18 protein-coding genes are annotated in these 18,543 nt (G+C 52.8%); 8 read left to right on the top strand and 10 right to left on the bottom strand.

Going from position 1 to position 18,543, the window contains the following annotated elements:
* Positions 1-166: 166 nt before the first annotated feature.
* Complete coding sequence (locus IB214_RS11545) at positions 167-1,576, bottom strand: PLP-dependent aminotransferase family protein (RefSeq protein ID WP_117342826.1); 1,410 nt, start codon at positions 1,574-1,576, stop codon at positions 167-169.
* A gap of 350 nt (positions 1,577-1,926) precedes the next feature.
* Here IB214_RS11545 and IB214_RS11540 point away from each other — a divergent pair, with 350 nt between their 5' ends.
* The 4 genes from IB214_RS11540 to IB214_RS11525 all read left to right on the top strand — a co-directional run bounded on the left by IB214_RS11540 (position 1,927) and on the right by IB214_RS11525 (position 4,882).
* Positions 1,927-3,330, top strand: coding sequence for a cytochrome ubiquinol oxidase subunit I (locus tag IB214_RS11540; RefSeq protein ID WP_117342827.1), 1,404 nt, complete (start codon positions 1,927-1,929; stop codon positions 3,328-3,330).
* Complete coding sequence (cydB, locus tag IB214_RS11535) at positions 3,330-4,340, top strand: cytochrome d ubiquinol oxidase subunit II (RefSeq protein ID WP_115258450.1); 1,011 nt, start codon at positions 3,330-3,332, stop codon at positions 4,338-4,340. The genes IB214_RS11540 and cydB overlap by 1 nt, the downstream gene beginning before the upstream one ends.
* Positions 4,340-4,465 carry a DUF2474 domain-containing protein gene (locus IB214_RS11530; protein WP_096756972.1) on the top strand — a complete coding sequence of 42 codons (126 nt, stop codon included), beginning with the start codon at positions 4,340-4,342 and terminating at the stop codon, positions 4,463-4,465. Before cydB ends, IB214_RS11530 begins: the two co-directional genes overlap by 1 nt.
* A gap of 186 nt (positions 4,466-4,651) precedes the next feature.
* Positions 4,652-4,882, top strand: a complete 231-nt coding sequence (locus IB214_RS11525) for a DUF2554 family protein (RefSeq protein ID WP_117342828.1) — start codon at positions 4,652-4,654, stop codon at positions 4,880-4,882.
* Positions 4,883-4,885: 3 nt separating this feature from the next.
* On the opposite strand, the gene IB214_RS11520 is transcribed toward IB214_RS11525, so the two are convergent.
* Positions 4,886-6,847, bottom strand: a complete 1,962-nt coding sequence (locus IB214_RS11520) for a U32 family peptidase (RefSeq protein WP_117342829.1) — start codon at positions 6,845-6,847, stop codon at positions 4,886-4,888.
* 78 nt (positions 6,848-6,925) lie between these two features.
* Positions 6,926-7,462: an XRE family transcriptional regulator gene (locus IB214_RS11515; RefSeq protein ID WP_117342830.1), complete on the bottom strand. Its 537-nt coding sequence runs from the start codon at positions 7,460-7,462 to the stop codon at positions 6,926-6,928.
* Positions 7,463-7,567: 105 nt separating this feature from the next.
* Between IB214_RS11515 and IB214_RS11510 the strand changes: the two genes are divergently transcribed.
* Positions 7,568-8,734 (top strand): benzoate/H(+) symporter BenE family transporter, encoded by a 1,167-nt coding sequence (locus tag IB214_RS11510; RefSeq protein WP_135953051.1) that lies wholly within the window; start codon positions 7,568-7,570, stop codon positions 8,732-8,734.
* On the opposite strand, the gene IB214_RS11505 is transcribed toward IB214_RS11510, so the two are convergent.
* Positions 8,717-9,586 (bottom strand): AraC family transcriptional regulator, encoded by an 870-nt coding sequence (locus tag IB214_RS11505; RefSeq protein WP_117342832.1) that lies wholly within the window; start codon positions 9,584-9,586, stop codon positions 8,717-8,719. The two genes, IB214_RS11510 and IB214_RS11505, sit on opposite strands and share 18 nt — an antisense overlap.
* A gap of 188 nt (positions 9,587-9,774) precedes the next feature.
* On the opposite strand from IB214_RS11505, the gene IB214_RS11500 reads away from it, so the two are divergent.
* Positions 9,775-10,683: a DMT family transporter gene (locus tag IB214_RS11500; protein ID WP_117342833.1), complete on the top strand. Its 909-nt coding sequence runs from the start codon at positions 9,775-9,777 to the stop codon at positions 10,681-10,683.
* 42 nt (positions 10,684-10,725) lie between these two features.
* Here the strand turns inward: IB214_RS11500 and IB214_RS11495 are convergent, their stop codons facing one another.
* From IB214_RS11495 to tehA, 3 genes are all read right to left on the bottom strand, one after another.
* Entirely contained in the window at positions 10,726-11,397 is a 672-nt protein-coding gene (locus IB214_RS11495) for a DUF3313 domain-containing protein (protein ID WP_115258444.1), read from the bottom strand.
* Positions 11,398-11,565: 168 nt separating this feature from the next.
* A complete protein-coding gene (gene tehB, locus IB214_RS11490) occupies positions 11,566-12,162 on the bottom strand; it encodes a tellurite resistance methyltransferase TehB (protein WP_117342834.1) in 597 nt (198 codons plus the stop codon).
* Positions 12,162-13,163 carry a dicarboxylate transporter/tellurite-resistance protein TehA gene (tehA, locus tag IB214_RS11485; protein ID WP_115258443.1) on the bottom strand — a complete coding sequence of 334 codons (1,002 nt, stop codon included), beginning with the start codon at positions 13,161-13,163 and terminating at the stop codon, positions 12,162-12,164. Before tehA ends, tehB begins: the two co-directional genes overlap by 1 nt.
* A 113-nt stretch (positions 13,164-13,276) precedes the next feature.
* Between tehA and ydcK the strand changes: the two genes are divergently transcribed.
* Positions 13,277-14,257: a YdcK family protein gene (gene ydcK / locus IB214_RS11480; protein ID WP_117342835.1), complete on the top strand. Its 981-nt coding sequence runs from the start codon at positions 13,277-13,279 to the stop codon at positions 14,255-14,257.
* Here the strand turns inward: ydcK and rimL are convergent.
* On the bottom strand, positions 14,249-14,794 hold the full coding sequence (gene rimL / locus IB214_RS11475; protein ID WP_117342836.1) for a 50S ribosomal protein L7/L12-serine acetyltransferase: 546 nt from the start codon (positions 14,792-14,794) through the stop codon (positions 14,249-14,251). The genes ydcK and rimL overlap by 9 nt on opposite strands.
* Positions 14,795-15,012: 218 nt before the next feature.
* Between rimL and alr the strand changes: the two genes are divergently transcribed.
* Complete coding sequence (gene alr, locus IB214_RS11470; protein WP_117342837.1) at positions 15,013-16,236, top strand: alanine racemase; 1,224 nt, start codon at positions 15,013-15,015, stop codon at positions 16,234-16,236.
* A 66-nt stretch (positions 16,237-16,302) separates the two neighbouring features.
* Here the strand turns inward: alr and IB214_RS11465 are convergent, their stop codons facing one another.
* Positions 16,303-16,527, bottom strand: coding sequence for a YdcH family protein (locus IB214_RS11465; RefSeq protein ID WP_003833168.1), 225 nt, complete (start codon positions 16,525-16,527; stop codon positions 16,303-16,305).
* A gap of 167 nt (positions 16,528-16,694) precedes the next feature.
* Positions 16,695-18,350 carry a glucan biosynthesis protein gene (locus IB214_RS11460; RefSeq protein ID WP_117342838.1) on the bottom strand — a complete coding sequence of 552 codons (1,656 nt, stop codon included), beginning with the start codon at positions 18,348-18,350 and terminating at the stop codon, positions 16,695-16,697.
* Positions 18,351-18,543: the final 193 nt, after the last annotated feature.

Here is an 18,543-nt window from a genome sequence, read left to right as displayed (position 1 = left end):
TTTAATCTTCTGGAGTATAGACAACGAGTTAGATGCACGGAGGGGAATAATTAGAGGTATTGATATTTTGTATGGTTGCACCTAAAGAAATAACATCGTGATTTTACTGGTGCTATTTCAAAAATAAGAATGGGCTATTCTTTTATATTGAATAGCCCATTCATTATTATTTCATCATCTCGCGAATTAATTTCCCAAGTTGTTTCACTGCCTGCTCTTCGCGTTCTCCCCAGTGCCATGCGGTATTGAAGCGAAAGAAGCGTGTCCAGGTTCCTGACGTCGAGAACATTTTCCCCGGTGCAATGCTGATATGGTGCGCCAGTGCCTGCGTGCTGAGCTCGCCCGCATCAAGCGGTTCAGGCAGTTCGAGCCACAGAAAATAGCCGCTATCGCTATGATGAATTTTGACTTCCGCCGGAAGATGGCGCAGCAGCGTTTGCCAGGCCTGCTGTTTGCGTTCTGCCAGTTGACGACGTAGCCGACGCAAATGCGCGTCATAACGCCGGGTAGACAGGTAATCCACCAATGCGAGTTGCATCGGGGAACTGGTTGATAAGGTGCTCATCAACTGAAGCCGCTGAATGCGCCGCGCATGCTTCCCCGCCGCCACCCAGCCAACGCGAAATCCGGGCACCAGGCATTTTGAAAACGACGAACAGTGTAGCACTCTGTCGCCACGATCCCAGGCTTTGGCGGGCAGCGGTTTTTCACGGCCAAAATACAGCTCGCTGTAAACATCATCCTCGATCAGCATCACGTTGTATTTTTCCAGCAACGCGACCAGATGGGCCTTTTTCTCTGCGCTGAGCGTAAACCCCAACGGGTTTTGGCTGTTGGTCATCAGCCAGCAAGCCTTCACCGGATACTCTTGTAAAGCCTGCTCCAGTGCGACGAGATCGATCCCGTCCTTGACGTCGGTGGCAACAGACAGCGCTTTTAAACGCAGCCTTTCAAGCGCCTGCAAGGCGCCGTAAAAACAGGGATTTTCGACAATCACCCAGTCGCCAGGTTCGGTCACCGCCTGCAGGCTCAGGTTGAGGGCTTCCAGCGCCCCGGCGGTAATCACAATGTCATCCGGCGAAATAGTGATCCCCTGCTGTGCATAGCGACGTGCAATGGCATTACGCAATTCGGCATTACCCGGCGGCAGGTTTTCAATCACGCTCATGGCCGTCGCCGTTTTGCTCACCTGCGCCAACGAACGGTTAAGCTGCTGCAGGGGAAATAAACGGGGGTCGGGAAATGCGGACGCAAACGGCATCACCGAAGCATCCCGGCTGGCCTGCAGCATGTCAAAAATATACGTGTTGATATCGACCGCTTCATCGCGCACAACCTGCGATTGCGGGGTTGCCAACTCACGTTCGGGCCGCGCGGCAACATAATAGCCGGATTGCGGCCGCGCAATGATCCGCCCCTGACTTTCCAGCAGCTGATAAGCATGGCCGACGGTCATAAAACTCATCCCACTGGTCGCCACCTGTTCACGTAAAGAAGGTAGACGATCGCCGGGTTGCCAGACGCCAGAGGCGATTTGATCGCGAATTTGTTCCGCCAGCCGTTGATATTTTTTCATGATGATTCTCGGGAGTCAGATGCAGGTGACGCTCGCAGTGTATATCAGTCAATAAAATTAACAACATTCTGACAACTGTTATGGGATTGTGTTTTTACTGCATTGTGAACGAAAGCGGTTAACCACATGCTCACACCGCGAGCCTGCACAGCATCAATTTTCGTCGCGTGCTTTAAATAGAATAAATAATTGATTTTATGGGCGTTTAAAAAATGAAGTTTTCATATCAGTACCACTAACAAATAACAGCACTGCAACTGTTATGGTTAAAAAGAACTGTTCTGTTTCTGCCCCCCACTGTTCCTCAGGCATAGAATTGCGCTAAATCAATTTTGCCTGCGGAGTTAAGCATGTTCGGTCTTGACGCGTTTCACCTGGCGCGTATCCAGTTCGCGTTTACGGTGTCGTTTCACATCATCTTTCCGGCCATTACTATCGGTCTTGCCAGCTATCTGGCGGTGCTTGAAGGTCTGTGGCTGAAAACCAAAAATCCCACCTGGCGTTCGCTGTATCATTTCTGGTCTAAAATATTCGCCGTCAACTTTGGTATGGGCGTGGTTTCGGGCCTGGTAATGGCCTACCAGTTCGGTACCAACTGGAGCGGTTTTTCCGAGTTCGCCGGGAGTATCACCGGGCCGCTGCTGACCTATGAAGTACTGACCGCCTTCTTCCTCGAGGCAGGATTCCTTGGCGTGATGCTGTTTGGCTGGCAGCGCGTAGGTCCAGGTCTACACTTCTTCGCCACCTGTATGGTCGCGCTGGGCACCATTATTTCAACTTTCTGGATCCTCGCCTCCAACAGCTGGATGCAAACACCGCAGGGTTACGAAATTATCAACGGACAAGTCGTGCCGGTGGACTGGTTTGCCGTCATCTTCAATCCGTCCTTCCCCTATCGTCTACTGCATATGTCCGTCGCCGCCTTCCTGAGCAGCGCCCTGTTTGTCGCGGCGTCGGCGGCCTGGCATCTATTACGTGGAAATAATACGCCGGCAATTCGTGCCATGTTTTCAATGGCCCTGTGGATGATGCTGATCGTCGCCCCATTACAGGCGTTGATTGGTGATATGCATGGACTTAACACCCTGAAGCATCAACCCGCCAAGATTGCCGCCATTGAAGGCCACTGGGAAAACGTGTCCGGTGAACCGACCCCGCTGTTGCTGTTCGGCTGGCCGGATATGGAACAGGAGCGCACCCGCTACGGGCTGGCAATACCCGCGCTGGGCAGCCTGATTTTGACCCACAGTCTGGATAAACAAGTTCCGGCTCTGAAAGAATTTCCGAAAGAAGATCGTCCTAACTCCACCATGGTGTTCTGGTCGTTTCGCATTATGGCGGGGCTGGGGATGTTGATGATCTTGCTCGGCACATTTGCCCTGTGGCTGCGCTACAAACAACGCCTGTATACCTCGCGTCCTTTCCTGCGCTTCGCACTATGGATGGGACCCTCCGGTCTGATTGCCATTCTGGCTGGATGGGTGACCACCGAAGTCGGTCGTCAGCCGTGGGTTGTTTACGGCCTGCAACGGACGGCGGATGCGGTTTCCGCACATGGCGATTTGCACATGAGCATCAGCCTGATGGCCTTCTTTGTGGTTTACAGTTCGGTCTTCGGTGTGGGCTACAGCTACATGATCCGCCTGATCCGTAAAGGACCGCAGGAAGATGACCCGACGAGTCCGCCAACGGGTACTCCTGCACGACCGCTTTCCGCTGCGGTCCTCGATTCTCAACCGGAGGCACATCGCTAATGGGTATTGATTTATCAGTTATCTGGTTCGTTATCATCGTGTTCGCCACCCTGATGTATATCGTGATGGATGGTTTCGACCTTGGGATTGGCATTTTATTTCCGGCCATTCAGGACCCCGACGATCGCGATGTGATGGTCAACAGCGTCGCGCCGGTCTGGGACGGCAATGAAACCTGGCTGGTGCTGGGGGGCGCAGGCTTGTTTGGTGCCTTTCCGCTGGCCTACGCGGTGATCGTCGATGCGCTGACCATCCCCTTAACCCTGATGCTAATCGGCCTGATTTTTCGCGGTGTGGCCTTTGAGTTTCGTTTCAAAGCAACGCCCGCACACCGGCCATTCTGGGATAAAGCGTTTATATGCGGTTCAATCCTCGCCACCTTTACCCAGGGCGTTGTCGTCGGTGCGGTGCTTAATGGATTTTCAGTCAGCGGACGCAGCTACAGCGGCGGACCTTTCGACTGGCTCACCCCTTTCACGCTGTTTTGCGGCGTGGGCCTGGTGGTGGCCTATGCGCTGCTGGGTGCGACATGGCTGGTGATGAAAAGCGAAAATCCACTACAGGATAAAATGCGCAACGCCGCCAAAAAACTGCTGCTGGCGTTGCTGGTCGTCATTGCCATTATCAGCCTGTGGACACCGCTGGCGCACAGCGCCATTGCCGATCGCTGGTTTAGCCTGCCAAACCTGTGGTTCCTGATGCCGGTTCCACTCCTGGTCGCGCTGATCAGCCTGTGGTTGTGGCGTTCGCTGGGCCAGCAGCACAGCCATGCACTGGCGTTTATCCTGACGCTGGGGCTAATTTTCCTCGGTTTCAGCGGACTGGGGATCAGCATCTGGCCGCATATCATTCCACCGTCCATCACCCTCTGGCAGGCGGCAGCCCCGCCACAAAGTCAGGGCTTTATGCTGGTAGGTGCCTTGTTGATTATCCCAATAATCCTCGTCTACACCTTCTGGAGCTATTACGTTTTTCGCGGCAAAGTTCAACCTGGTGAGGGGTATCATTGATGCAACAATCAATCTGGAAACGCCTGATGTGGTTGGTGATCCTGTGGGGCGGCAGCGTGCTGGCCCTGGCCGCTGTTGGCATGGTCTTCCGTGTGCTGATGACGGCAGCAGGTTTTAAGTCCTGAGTCTGCATTCATATTGGTCGGGTAGCGTAGCGTTACCCGACAGCTAAAATCCCAACGTTATATAAACAAAAATGCAATAACCGGCGAATTGATGAAACATCGATTGCCTTTAACCCGATTAAATAATGAAATAGTCACTCGATGAAATTACCGCAATTTTTGTTAAAACGTACCAGGGGGTGAATGATGTTTAAGAAAGGGTTAACGGTGTTATTGCTGAGCAGTGCGCTTTTTTCTGGCCAGCTTTTCGCTACTAATCAGGGACATGAATATCTTCAGGTGCAGGATGCCGATCACTTATTACGTCACACGGCTGACAGCGATGAACTGCGTATGACGGCGGAAGAATCCGCCGCCGATCTCCGCGAACACCATCACTGGCAAAAATCGCGCAAACCCGATACCCATCAAAGTTAACGCTTAGCCTTTACGCTTCGGCAGCGTTTTCATCAGTTCATCCGGACTGACGGAAGCCACGATGCTGCCCGGCAACGGCATTTTCAGAATGTGATGTTTCATCTTGCCGATGACGTGCATTTCGCACGGTCGGCAATCAAATTTCAGCGTCAGCACATCGTCACCGTTGACCAGCTGCATTGGCGTTGCTTTCCAGCTTTTGATGTTACCTTTGGCCTGTTTTGGGCACAGATTAAAGGCAAAACGCAGGCAGTGCTTGGTGATCATCACCGGCACCTCGCCTTTTTCCTCATGCGCTTCATAAGCAGCATCAATCAGCTGAACACCATAACGGTGATAAAACGCGCGCGCTTTATGGTTATAGACGTTTGCCAGAAAACTCAGATGCGTTTGCGGGTAAACCGGGGCCGGGTCGGCTACCGGTTTGCGGCGGCCACGCTGGTAACTGGCCAGTCGCGCTGCGTCCAGCATTTCAACGGCGTCACGACGCAGTTGATTAAGCTGACCGTTCGGCACAAACAGTGCGCCCGGCAGATTCACCTGAATATCACGGGCGTAATACAGCGTCTGCCCAAGCTTTGCCAGCCCCTCCTGCAAATTGCTCAGCGCTTTTTCCGCGTTGTTCGCTTCCTCAAACTGGCCGTCCAGCGTGTGGGTGATGCTCACGCCCTCTTCGCTGGTGAGCGTCAGGATCAGCTGTTCCTGCCAGCCGCCCAGTTCAATATCGACCGCCACGCGACGTTCGCTGGACGTTTTGGTCAACGCCTGCTGCCAGTTATGATCGAGGTTACGATTCAACGGATGATGCGGACGCACTTTATGCAGATCGGCCGGCATTTCATTCGGCCAGACCCGATAGCGGTTGTTCCCCGTTTTCTCGACGGTATTGGCGCGAAATCCAACCACATCGCGTTTGATCAACACGTTCAGGCCATCGCCGTTAGCCAGCGGCTCCGTCACTTCAACATCAAGGTAATCTTTACCTACCTTCAGCACTTCGCCTACCGGCAAGCCGATAAACTTCGGCGAGTCAAATGCACCGATATCCCCTTTGCGGGCGGTGACAAAGTAATCTGTGCTGCCACGGTGGAACGTTTTGTCCGTTGAGGGGGTAAAGAAATGTTCTGTACGACCGGCTGAGGCACGGGCCAAATCACCGCGCTGTTCGATAATCGCATCCAACATCTGGCGATAATGGGCGGTGATATTTTTCACGTAGCTCATGTCTTTGTAGCGGCCTTCAATTTTGAAGGACCGCACGCCTGCGTCGATCAACGCGCCCAGATTAGCGGTCTGATCGTTATCTTTCATCGACAGCAGGTGTTTTTCGTATGACACCACCCGCCCCTGATCGTCTTTCAGGGTATACGGCAGGCGACAAGCCTGAGAGCAGTCACCACGGTTAGCGCTGCGCCCGGTCTGGGCATGGGAAATATAGCATTGGCCGGAATACGCCACACACAACGCACCGTGAATAAAAAACTCAAGGGTCGCGTCGGTAGCCTGATGGATGGCGCTAATCTGTTCCAGACTCAGCTCGCGCGCCAGTACAATCTGGGTAAACCCCACATCGCCGAGAAACTTAGCCTTCTCGACGCTGCGAATATCACACTGGGTGCTGGCATGCAGCTCAATGGGCGGAATATCCAGCTCCAGAATCCCCATATCCTGTACAATCAGGGCATCAACGCCGGTCTGATACAGGTCGGTAATCAACCGCTGAGCGGGTTCCAGCTCATCATCGTGTAAAATCGTGTTCAACGTCACAAAGATTTTTGCCCCATAGCGATGGGCGAAAGGCACCAGTTCAGCAATATCCTTCAGGCTGTTACTGGCATTATGACGTGCACCAAACCCCGGTCCACCAATGTAAACGGCATCTGCGCCGTGCAAAATGGCTTCGCGCGCAATCGCGGTGTCACGGGCCGGGCTTAACAATTCAAGACGATGAGGTTGCTGAGGCATACGGTTGTTACCATCCAAAAGCGGTAAAATGGCGGCTATTGTAGTCAGAAGCGCGACGTTGCGAAATAGTTTTCCCTATTAACTCCGTGGGTAATGGATGAGCGAATGAAAGTGAACCGGCAGTTCACTGCTGTTCCGATAACTGTGTGCGGTATCCCCGGCAAAACGCACTCCCTCACCGGTTTTTAACGTTCGCCATCTGCCGTCAATGTCCATATCCAGCAGGCCATTAATCACCACCACATGTTCAATAACGCCGGTCTCATGCGGGGTAGATTCGCTAAGCGCTCCCGGTGCCAGCACTATCGAAAAATGGTCAAAGCAGAGCTGTGGATCCCACGGGAACAGCGGCGTGACGATCATCGCCTGCTGCTGCGGGTCGAATGCGGGCGTGCTCTCCGCTTCCGGCGGCGTGATAAAGCTCGAAAAGGGAACGTTCAGTCCGGTGGCGATTTTCCATAATGTCGCCACCGTTGGGCTGGATTCGTTGCGCTCAATCTGCCCCAGCATGGCTTTTGACACGCCGGTCTCCTGCGCCAGACGTGCAAGGCTCCATTCCCGCTGCTGACGTAACGCCCTGAGCGTGGTCGCCAGATAGTGGGTAACATTGTCCATTCGTTATCTCCCTCGATCTCATGTGGCAAAGCACTAGACTATCACTTGTACGCTATAGCGCACAGTGCTACAGTGACCGACCGTTATAACGCACGCGGAGCCGCTATGCGCACATATTCACTCCCTCTGCCTACCGTACTGTCTGGTTTTGTTGCTGTGCTGGTCGGCTACGCCAGTTCAGCGGCGATTATCTGGCAAGCAGCGATAGCCGCCGGGGCAACTACCGGGCAAATTGCCGGCTGGATGACCGCGCTGGGCATCGCCATGGGCGTCAGTACGCTGGCATTAACGTTATGGTACCGTGCGCCGATATTAACCGCGTGGTCAACGCCCGGTGCAGCGCTGCTGGTCACCGGTCTGCAGGGTGTCACTATTCAGGAGGCAATTGGCGTATTTATTGTCGCCAATGCGCTGATTGTCCTGTGCGGCGTGACGGGATTGTTCGCCCGACTGATGCAAGTCATCCCTCACTCGCTGGCGTCAGCGATGCTGGCGGGGATCCTGCTGCGTTTTGGCCTACAGGCATTTAATAGTTTGAACAACGAGCTGCTCCTGTGCGGCAGCATGCTGCTGGCGTGGTTGGTGCTCAAAGTTGTCGCCCCGCGCTACGCGGTCATTGCTGCGATGTTGGTAGGAATAATGATTGCCTTGATAAAAGGTGACGTTGTCACTAACAACATCACTCTCTCACCGGTGATGCCGGAATTTATCGCCCCCCACTTTTCCCTCGCCCACAGCATCAGTATTGCTCTGCCGCTGTTTCTGGTCACCATGGCCTCGCAAAATGCTCCCGGCATTGCCACCATGAAGGCCTCCGGCTATTCATTACCCGTTTCGCCGTTGATCGTGTTCACCGGCCTGCTGGCGCTGTTGTTTTCCCCGTTTGGCGTCTACTCCATCTGTATTGCCGCCATCACCGCCGCGATATGCCAAAGCCCGGAAGCGCACCCGGACGCCCAGCGACGCTGGTTAGCGGCCGCTGCCGCGGGGGTTTTCTATCTGCTGGCAGGCGTATTCGGCGGTTCAGTGACCGGGTTAATGGCGGCCCTGCCGGTGAGCTGGATCCAGATGCTGGCCGGTTTGGCGCTGCTGGGGACGATTAGCGGCAGCCTGTATCAGGCGCTGCATCACGAAGCCGAGCGTGACGCGGCGATTATCACTTTTCTGGTCACCGCCAGTGGTTTGACGCTGCTGGGGATTGGATCTGCATTTTGGGGATTAATTGCCGGAGGGGTGTGCTACACGGTGCTGAGATTAGCGCGCCGCACGTAGCTGCGAGGGCGTTTTGCCCGTCACCTGCTTAAAACGGTTGCTGAAGTGGCTGGCGGAGCTAAACCCGCAGGCCATCGCGATATCAGACAAGCTGCGGGAAGAGTAACAAACCAGCTGCTGCGCCAGCGCCATACGGCGCTGCATGACATACTGATGGGGCGCCATGTTCATCGACTGGCGGAACATTCGGGCGAAGTGAAAATCGCTCAACGCCGCTTCACCTGCCAAATCGCTCAGGGTGATGGGATACGCCAAATGCGCGTCGATATAGGCCAGCACATTACGCAAGGTGACGGGCGCGAGTCCGCCCGTCACCACCGGCGGTCGCCATTGTACGTTACTGTAATGCTGGATCAGGTGCGTTAATAACAGCGAAGATGCGGCGCTCAGCGTGAGATGGTTAGCAGGCTGTTGCCAGTCATTACCAAGCAGAAACTGGCGGTACACAGCGGTGATCCCCGGATCGCTGCCGAAAGTATGTTCGTCCAGCGTGACGCTATAAGGGCTCTTATCCCAGACTTTCTCCCCCACATCACGCAAATGCGCGTCGGTACAGTAGAGATGCACAAACGACAGATCGTCGCGGATATCCCAACTGGATTCACTCTCTTTGGGCATCAGGCAGAAGCGGTCCGGGCCACCGCCGTTCTTCCAGCCACCCGCCGTTTTGTGGTAACTCTCATAGCCATCTGCCACATACAAACTGAGCGTATGGTGATCGCAATATTGGGTGATGGTATCGCGTTTGTTCGACCACGCCGCCAGCTGGATCCCAGAATGTAACGCAACCGATTCATGCAGCACGGCATTATGTTTGCGTAAGTTTTCAAAGGCATCGTAGGGCTGAGGCATACCATCACTTTCAAAGACGTTGTGAGCAGACTTTCAGTCTATCTCAGCAACAGGGTGTTAACAGCCCTCTTTTCCGCTTTGCATAAAAAAAAGCGCAAGATTTTGCAAGTCTCCCGCAATCGGATGAAAGCGCCCTCGGAAGTGGTGTGGCACAGTCTGCCTTTGAATAGGCAAAATGAGAGCGATGTATGAACGCACTGTTGTACAGTCTGGTGGTGGTGATATGGGGCACGACATGGATTGCCATTTACCTGCAACAAGGCCCGGTTGCCGCCCCTGTTTCTATCTTCTGGCGCTTTGCCGTTGCCAGCACGGTGATGATAGCCATTCTGCTGGTCAGCGGAAAATTGCGTAAGCTTTCCGCACGTGACCATCTGTTTTGTTTGTTACAAGGCGGCTGCGTTTTTTGTTTTAACTTCTGGTGTTTTTACACTGCCGCCGCATGGATCAATACCGGACTCGAATCGGTTATTTTTTCAATGGCAGTCCTGTTCAACGCGGTTAATAGCTACTTGTTTTTTGGTCAAAAACCACCGCGACGTTTTTATGTCGCCGCCGGACTGGGCCTGACAGGCATCGTCACCTTGTTCTGGCAAGATTTAGTCAACAGCGGGTTAAATCATTCACTGCTGCTGGGCATTGGCTTGAGCGCCCTCGGCACGTTTGGTTTCTCACTGGGCAACATGATAAGCCTGCGCCATCAGAAAAATGGCCTCGAGGTGATGACCACCAACAGCTGGGCGATGTTATACGGCACCGTGTTGATTGCTATCATTGCGCTGGTGCGCGGCGACAACTTCACACCTCAGTGGACCTTCAGTTATCTTAGCGCGCTGTTGTATCTGGCAATTTTTGGTTCGGTGATTGCCTTTGGCGCCTATTTCACGCTGGTCGGACGTGTCGGTCCCAGCAAGGCGGCCTACAGCACGCTGCTTTTTCCACTGGTGGCACTGACGCTGTCCACGCTGTATGAGGGGTATGTCTGGCAGATTAATGCCATTGCCGGATTAGTGCTGATTTTACTGGGGAATCTGGTGATGTTCACCCGCCCGGAAGTGCTGATGGGGAAACTGCTGTACCGCCGCCGGGTTGCCTGAAAAAATCGCACCATCCGCAGAAAGCAGACGGTGCGTTTTTCATTATTGCTTTTTATTTACATCAAACATGGAGGCATCTGTCGCCATGTCATCAACAACTTTCTTCAACGTTTCGAACGCCATCGGCGTACTTTCGTTATTCAGATCTTTGCCTTCGCCCTTACGGACAACTTTAATTACCGGCTTATTGGTTGCCGCATCGATCAACTCACCCTCGAAATAGAGGTGGGTATCCATGGTACGGTGCCCTGTTGCCATTTGTGTACCGGCAACAACCAGTGCAACCGGAACCACTTCATAGAATTGCAGCCCTTCTTTACTGGTATCAACACCAGTGATCGCCCCGCGGAAAATCAAAGTACGTGGGCCAGGCGTTGTCACCAGCGGCTTACGCTTACCAATGGAGGTTTTCATTTGAGTATTGGTATAGCTCAGCAGCCTATCAAGAACCTGTTGTCCAACCTGAGTGGTTGGTTTAGGAACCGGATAATACGTAATCGGGTTATAAACGATATTGTCGTATTTAGATTCATTAAAGCTAGGGTCAACCCAACGAAGCACCGGTTGCCCCGTTGCTGATTTAGTTTCCTTCAGGCCAGAATAGTCTTTTAAAAACCCAGAGTATTTCTCCGGCTGAGTCACTTTTGATGCACAGCCAGATAATGCCAACAGGCCAGTAAGCACTGCAACTTTAAATAAAGTTTGAGTACGCATGAAACGGTCCCTTTAGTTTTCGCAATGGTGCCTGAAAAGAATAGCAAATCAGAATCATTTTGGATGCACTAAAAATGGTAAGGACCGCACAAATTTATCTTAACGTTATCTTAACGTTCAGCACAAAAAAAATGCTGAACGTAGAAAGGCTTATCACAAATGGGTAGGTTAACCAGCTTTACGCGCCAACATTGTTGCAAAGCGCAGTTTAATACGGTTGCCGTTCTCATCCGTACGATGAAGTTCACCCACATCTTCGTTATATTTCAGCAGATCCCATCCGGTGTAATAGCGGCGTAATTCTCCGGCTTTAAACGCAAACGGGAACCCAACGGTGCACGGAAAATCATCGGTATCCATTGCCGCGACGATCAGGTTATATCCACCCGGTTTGGTGCAGCGTTGCATATTTTCAATCAAGCCCGGGATAGTTTTTGCTTCGAGGAACATCATCACCACGGTTGAAAGAATAAAATCATATTCACCGTCAAAGCGTAACGCATTGAGGTCCGCTACCTCAGCGTGCAGATTGGTCAGCCCTTCCGCGTCTTTAATGCGCTCAAGGTTGGCAATGCTCATTGGGTTTTTATCCCACGCCGTCACGTCATAACCGTTAGCCGCCAGGTACAGGCTATTACGACCATTCCCACAGCCTAAATCTAATGTTTTGCCTGGCGTAACAATTTTTGCCGCCTCGACAACATCGGAATGCGTGCGGGTTAAATCATATTTCTCAGTAAAGTAGTTTTCGTCACAACGGGTCATTATTTATCCTCAGATTTCAGTAATGCTGCACGCTCCGTGCGAATAAGCAGTTTTCCCTGCATCAGCAATGCAAACGTGCGTATCAGTAATAGCGCAATGATAAAATTGGTAAAAATAAACAGCGGGATCGCCAGCGTATGAAAAAAACCTGACTCGCTGCCGTGGCCTAAATGCAGCCCCGTCGTTGCCAGCGCCGAGACGCCGAACGAGAAGCTCCAGAATGATGCATTAAACGGCTGAGACAGATACCACGGCATGAGACGCAACATGAACAGCAGTTGCAGCAGGCCATAGCCGAACAACATTTTTGCCAGCGTATCGCCTTCGCCACCGTTGACGCTGAGCCAGGCACTACAGGCCACCAGCGCCGGAGCCAGTTGAATACCCAGCGAGGTACGTAATACCGCCGGCAGTTCACCAGAACTGCGTAAACGCTGCAGAATAACCGGCTCAAGACTTAACCAGGAGAAGACGCCCGCCCCGAGAAACACCAGCCCGGCATCAGTGTAACCAAGCGCGCCGCAGGCCATGGCGCTGATAAAGTTATTGGCCACGGTCGGCAGATACAAACCCGGCGTGGTAGCTTCTTCCGGATGAGAACCCCGCCACAGCCCTGCCGTTTGCCAGGCTGCGTACGACAGCTGGATCACCACCCCAATACCAAACAAGACCACGGCTAAGGGCCGGCACCAGGGAACGAAACCAATCGCCACCAGCATGGTGGTGGCAGGGAAAAGACTGACAAAGCTGCTCATCACCGGGTGGCGTATTTCCGCCAGCACGCTGTGGGGAAAACGCACCAGACGGGTCATAAATGCCAGCGTCAACAGCCCCCAAATGACCATCGCGAGGATCACCAGACCGTCACCTATCCAGTGACTCACCGGCCATATCTGACTGGCATATCGCCAGGCAAAACCCATCCCGATGGTTCCCAGTACCATGCCAAAATAACCGGCCGGAAGATTAAGAACTCGCTCACTGTATTTGTTATTACTCATTTTGTTTATTTTTTAAAGTATATTTGAAATACATTTTATGGAATTTACGGCTGTTTAGCCAGTGCTGAAAACTTTGCTACGTTTAACTAAGGTGCGCAACTGGGAAATTCTTTATGACCAAATACCGTCTGAGCGATGAGCCACGTTCCTTCAGTTATCAGGATAATGGCCACAAAAAAAACGTATTGCTACACCAGGTCATCGCCCTCACCGACTTTAATGATGTGCAAGCCGGTACGCCAGGCGGCTGGATTGACGACGAAAGCGTGCTGGCGCAAAACGGTGATTGCTGGATTTACGATGAGAATGCCATCGCCTTTGCCGGGGCGGTTATCTCCGGCAACGCCCGCATTACCCGTGCAAGCGTGATCAGAGATGGGACGCAAGTTGGCGATAACGCATGGATTGACCAGGCAGAAATCAACCATGGCGCAGAAATACGTGACAACGTCACGGTCAAAGATTCGACTGTCCGTGGGGAATGCCTCCTTTCCGGTGAGGCTCGCGTGTTGAGTGGTTCAGAAATCATTGCCGCCAAAGGATTAACCCGTGAAAGCGACCAGATTTTGCACATTTATGACCGCGCAACCGTCAGCAACTCGCGCGTTGTGCATCAGGCGCAAATCTATGGCGACGCTGTCGTCAATTATGCCTTTATCGAACACCGCGCCGAAGTTTTTGATTTTGCGCGAATAGAAGGCAATGAAGAAAATAACGTCTGGATCTGCGATTGCGCGAAAGTTTACGGCCATGCTCGGGTTACCTCCGGAACTGATGAAGATGCCATTCCTACCCTGCGCTACAGCTCACAGGTGGCGGAGCACGCCGTGATCGAGGGTAACTGCGTCCTGAAGCATCACGTGCTGGTTGGGGGGCATGCGTGCCTACGCGGCGGCCCAATCCTGCTTGACGATCGCATTCTCATTGAAGGCCACGCCTGTATCCATGGCGAAGTGCTGATCGAACATCACATTGAGGTTACCGGCCAGGCTTGCATCGAGGCCTTTGAGGGCGACGCGATTCATCTGCGCGGCCCGAAAGTGATCAACGGCGAGCAACGTATTACCCGCACGCCTCTGGCAGGCTTATTCTGAGGCGCAATCAATGATACGGGCGTAGAGATTCACATCATGGTACTCACCGTTGAGGAACTCCGCCTGCTTCAGACAACCTTCCAGCAGGAAACCATTGCGCTGTGCGACCTGATTGCTTTCACGGTTATCTACTCGGCATTTAATGATAAAACGGCGGATCTCACCGCGCTGCGCGTAATGTTGAATAAACGCCTGTAGCGCCCGGGACAGTATGCCTTTCCCCTGATGTTCTTCATCCAGCCAGTAACCAATATAGGCAGCTTTGTTCAACGGTTCGATCTGGTTAAACGAGATCACCCCCACCACGTTCTGCTGTTCAAAAATAAGGAACATTTTGGCGTAGCCGCGCTGGTGCAGCATCATATTGCCCTGCACGTTCTTGCGTGTGTCATCCTCGGATTCGACAAACTGTGGCCAGTTCAGCGACTGCTGCAGCCAGCGCTTATTTTTGAGTACCAGTTGATGCAATGGCGTGACGTGTTGCTCTTCGACTGCCCGCAGTTCCAGCGTGTCGCTGACGGGGATGACTTCTGGCATGTTTATCTCCTTCACTTTCGTTAACGGGGCATTTCTGACTGGCATCCGCAGATATTAATCTATTTATCACCCCGGACATCATACTTTTATGCTGTAACAGCAATCACTTAGCGACAATCTACCGCGCCGAACCCGCTAATCTGATTAACCGGGCATCCTCATGGGGATGATCCGCAATGATGACAATAATACCGCTATTTTTTTGCTAAGGAGCAAGCATGGCAGCACCTTTGGGTCGTTTAGCACTTATCCCGCTGTTTCTGATCACAGCCTGTCACCAACCCGTTCCCACCTCGCAGACCGGTCCCGTGCCTTATGCGGTCAGCAAGCAGGTGGTGGATAATACCACCCTTGAGATCTCCCGCAGCGCGCTGGAATATAATATCCACAAAGTTCAGCAGTTGCTGGGAGATAAAACTCGCTTGTGCGCCATTCTCAAAGGCGACGCGTACGGGCACGACCTGTCTCTCGTCACGCCGGTGATGATGCAAAACGGCGTGCAGTGTATTGGCGTCGCCAGTAATGAAGAAATCAGCATCGTGCGTCAGGCCGGTTTTACATCACAACTGATGCGCGTGCGTAATGCCACGGAAAAAGAGATGCGTCAGGCGGCAGATTTTGATACTGAGGAGCTGATTGGCAATCTGGACATGGCGAAACGTCTGAGCGCCATTGCTCAGGAGAAAGGCAAAACCATCCGTATTCATCTGGCGTTGAACTCTGGCGGGATGTCGCGCAACGGTCTGGAAGTCAGCACGGCGGCCGGACTGGAAGAAGCCCGCGCTATTTCGGCCTTACCCGGACTGAAAATTGTCGGCATCATGTCGCATTTCCCGGAAGAAGATGCCGCGGTGGTCAAGCGCGATTTGGCCCGCTTCAATACCCAATCAGCCCAGGTTCTCAAGATTACCGGACTGAAGCGCGAAGACGTGACGTTGCATGTGGCCAATACCTTCGCCACGCTGACCGTGCGTGAATCATGGCTGGATCTGGTGCGCGTTGGCGGAATTTTTTATGGTGATACCATCGCCAGCACAGAATACAAACGCGTGATGACGTTTAAATCATCGATTGCGTCGGTAAACCATTACCCGAAAGGTAATACCGTCGGCTATGACCGTACATATACACTCAAACGCGATTCCGTTCTCGCTAACATTCCGGCAGGTTATGCTGACGGCTATCGTCGCGTGTTCAGCAACGCAGGACATGTGCTGATCCGCGGCCAGCGGGTACCGGTGCTGGGTAAAACGTCAATGAATACGCTGATTGTCGATGTGACCGATTTGCCGCTGGTGACCTCTGGTGATGAGGTGGTGCTGTTCGGTAAACAGGGCAAGGCACAGGTTAGCGCAGAGGAAGTGGAAGAAATCAGCGGTGCGCTGTTCACCGAAATGTCGATTCTATGGGGCGCGACGAACAAACGGGTTATGGTCGATTAAGTCTTTGACAGGAAGGGCTTCCCATTTTTTGCGGAAAGCCCTTTTACACAGTGAGAGCCGTACTATTTAGCTCTCACTGACACTCTCTTTTTGCAGGATTTTGAGCAGATCTTCCTTCAGGTGAAGTTTCTGTTTCTTCAGGCGAACAATATCCAAACTGTATCCCCGACCATCCGAACCTTCCAGTCTGGAAATCTCATGATCAAGGCTGTTGTGTTTTTCGAATAAAGACAGAAAGCGAGGATTCTCGGATTTCAGTCGGGAAATGAGGTCTCTGTATTCTGGAAACATACTTTCTCCCTGTTAGTGGACAAAAAGCGTGTATAAGAAATACACACCTTCAGCTTACCCATTTGACATAGGGAAAAATGCGAACAGGATCGAGTAAATAGCGTACAGAATGTTTCAGCAGAGATGATGTCTGTGACTCCCCTTCAGGAGAGCCACAGACCGTGCGATTAACGCATTTCGCGGTCGTCGACGTACTGACGTTTATCCGGTGCTGGCGGGAAATACTGATACAGCCAGGTCTCGCTGATCGCATCGCCCTGACAACGCAGGAACATGCGCATATCTACCGGTTCGGTTGAGTCAGAGGTCGGATACCAGTCAAACTGAATACGATAGCCATCGATCGGCTCAACGTAGAGGATTTCAATCTGCTTCGCTTCGCCGCTGGAGAGCGTAATCACCGGCTCAATACCTTTCGGCGCAGCGGCTTTCAGATCGCCACCGACGAAGTCAACGGCAAAGCGGCGCGCCCATTTTTCCGGGTAATGCTCGCCCGGTGCCCACCCTTCCGGGAATCCTCCCATGCCAGTGCGGGTTGCCAACACGCGCGCCAACGGTGAGCGTACCGGTGGCTGTGCGCTCCAGTACAGGCGATATTTGAACTCCAGATCGTCACCGGCTTTGATCGCCTTCTCCGGCTGCCAGAAGCAGACAACGTTATCCAGCGTTTCACCGGTGGTTGGGATCTCCATCAAGCCAATGGTCCCCTTGCCCCACTGGTTACGCGGCTCGACCCACAGGCTTGGGCGCTTATTGTACCAGCCCATGATGTCCTGATAGTGGGAGAAGTCACGATCCAACTGCAACAGGCCAAAGCCGCGCGGGTTGTTATCGGTGTAGGCATTGAACTGCAGTTTTTGTGGATTGTTCAGCGGACGGCAGATCCACTCCCCGTTGCCGCGCCACATTGCCAGGCGGTCGGAGTCATGGATTTGCGGGTGAATGGTATCGCACATCCGACGTTCGTTATTACCGCAGCTAAACATGCTGGTCATCGGCGCAATGCCGAGCTGTTTGATGTCTTTACGGGCGTAGACATGGTTCTGCACATCCATGATCACCTGCGTTTTCTCACAGTGGATCACAAATTTAAACGCACCTGTTACGCTTGGGCTGTCGAGCAGCGCATACACCGTAAAGCTGGTCGCGCCCGGTTTGACCGTTTCGAACCAGAACGCGGTAAAGTCAGGAAACTCTTCTTTGCTGTCGGTATAGGTATCCACCGCCAGGCCACGCGCTGACAAACCGTACTGATAGGTGTCATCGACGGCGCGAAAATAGCTGGCACCGAGGAAAGAAACCACATCACGACGGGCCAGTTCTGGCGCTTTAAACACGCGGAAACCAGCGAATCCGAGATCGGTTTGCCCTTCGAGCTGTTTGGTATCTACGCCCGCATCGTTGTATTTGAACAGTTCAGGGCGGAAGTGGATCTCACGCGCCAGATGCGTACTGTCATCAACCGAGAACATGCGCACGCGGCGACGAAACCCCATGCCAACATGGAAAAACTGCGCGTCCAGCTGACGATTTTCAACGTTATTCCACAGCGACTGCTCGGCGTCGTACTGAATACTGTTGTAAGCCTGAGGCGTGAGTTTCGCCAGCGTATCCGGCAACGCGCGCGGCGCACCGCCCCACGGTTTTTGTGCCAAATCATGGGCCATTGATTGCAGTACGGAAAAATCAAAACGTACGGTTTTTCCGTCTGCAATGTCAGACTCTGCCGCATAGGCAGCACGGGAAAAGAGTGATGCAATACCACTGGTTCCGCACACGGCGGCCATTGCCATTGAACCTTTAATAAATCGTCTACGATTCATGCCTGAAAGTAAGTCCTTCTGGTCGTGTGAATGGTCCCGCGCCGGTCAAAATCTGCGGCAAGAGAGTGCACATTTCTGACCGCTCACTCTAGACAAAATTCATTAATAATCCAATTGTTGGTCGCCGATTATCTGTACAAAATCGAAAATATATTATGTCGATGGGAACAGACCGAATCCCGTGTAAATTCCA

Source organism: Citrobacter sp. C1 (assembly GCF_014596895.2).
In the GTDB taxonomy this organism is placed as follows: Bacteria; Pseudomonadota; Gammaproteobacteria; order Enterobacterales; family Enterobacteriaceae; genus Citrobacter; species Citrobacter gillenii.
The sequence above is the reverse complement of the archived record's forward strand: the minus strand, read 5'-3'. Positions and strand labels throughout refer to the sequence as shown.